General features: G+C 63.8%; 1 protein-coding gene. It reads left to right on the plus strand.

Going from position 1 to position 1430, the window contains the following annotated elements; translation table 11 throughout:
* Positions 1–561: 561 nt before the first annotated feature.
* Complete coding sequence (locus ABZ659_RS35845) at positions 562–984, plus strand: DUF393 domain-containing protein (RefSeq protein ID WP_360229195.1); 423 nt, start codon at positions 562–564, stop codon at positions 982–984.
* The last annotated feature ends 446 nt before the right edge of the window (positions 985–1430 follow it).

The following is a 1430-nucleotide window of genomic DNA, read 5'->3' on the forward strand; positions in this document are numbered from 1 at the left end:
CGGGTTCTCTTGGTCGAAAACCCATCTACCAGGGGCTTCACCACGTTGTCAGCCCAACAGCCGCACTCCTGAACCAGGTTGGAAAAGGCTCAGTGACGGTTCCGAGGGCCAGCGTGCCCACGGAGAAGGCGATGAGCAGACTGCGCATGTAACGCAAGAGTCTTCCTTCCTCGCTGGCGGGGTCGGCCCCCGCCTTAGCGCCATTAAACAATCGAACGTGCCGGGGGTGGCGAGCCACATTCTCATTCACCGCCGAACGGGGTAAAAGTCTTACCAGGGCGCCGCGAGAGGTAGAAATGCGCCGCCTTGGCCATCGCCATCCCGGGCCTTTGTCTATCTCCAACGAAGGCGAGGCGAGGCACGGCAATTAGGCAAGGCGCGACCAGTTATCCTCGCCCAACCGAATGAACGTGTTGGCCCGCCCGAACAAGGCAGGCTGGAATTGCAGTAGGGCGGAGGAAGGGAATTCGTGCATGGTGTCTGGTGTCGTCCTCACGAGGAATCGATGAAGACAACTACGTCAAACCAAGCCGGCCAAGCGGAGCGAGACGGAGAACCACGATGAACCATGAGCCGATCCTGCTGTTCGACGGCGACTGCGGCTTCTGCACAGCGGTCGTGCGCCTGACCCGCACTCGAGTGGCGCCGCATGTGTGCTTCGCGCCCTGGCAGGCTGCTGACCTCACCGCCTTGGGCGTGACAGAGGCGCAGGCCGACCGCGAGATCCTGTGGATTGCCCCCAACGCGGGCACCGTTCAGGCAGGCGCCCGAGCGGCGGCCCGCGTACTGCTGCAAGGTTCGGCGCCCTGGCGCCTTGCCGGCCGCCTACTCTGCCTGCCGCCGGTCAGTTGGGCCGCTCACGCTCTTTACCGAGCCGTCGCCAACAACCGCCACCGCCTGCCCGGGGGCAGCGCCAGCTGTTCCCTGCCCGCCCACGAGCGTTCCCTCACTTACCCGACAGCGCACAAGCCCGACAGCGGTTAACAGATGGCGGCTCGGGGGCGCGCAGGCCGCCTGGTTGATCAACATCATCATCCATCCAAGACCGAGCAGGTGCGGAGCGGCTCTCTTTCCACGCCCATGGGGCAGAAGGCGTTGGTCTCCTCTGAGCGGACCGTCAACTTGAAGTGTTACGGGGAGCCGCGGAAGAACGAGACTGAGCTTTTTCAACCCGGCTACCGATGGGGTCACACGGGTGGCGGAAGCAGAGCACCGAGGAAGCCCGAACGTCGTGGTCACGCGCATGTCATCTTGAGTGGCGCCATCACGGCACCGGAAGCGGATCGCATCCTCCCGCTGGGCCGCGTCAAGTCGAGGTGACAGTCGTGCCGTGTGACTGAGCCTTTTCCAACCTCACTCTGAGCTGGTCAGATGAAGGGTGAGGACGGCTTGGATGAGGCTGGTGATCCGGGTGGTCGAGCACCGCAGTT

This window comes from Streptomyces sp. NPDC006997 (assembly GCF_040635175.1).
Lineage (GTDB): Bacteria > Actinomycetota > Actinomycetes > Streptomycetales > Streptomycetaceae > Streptomyces.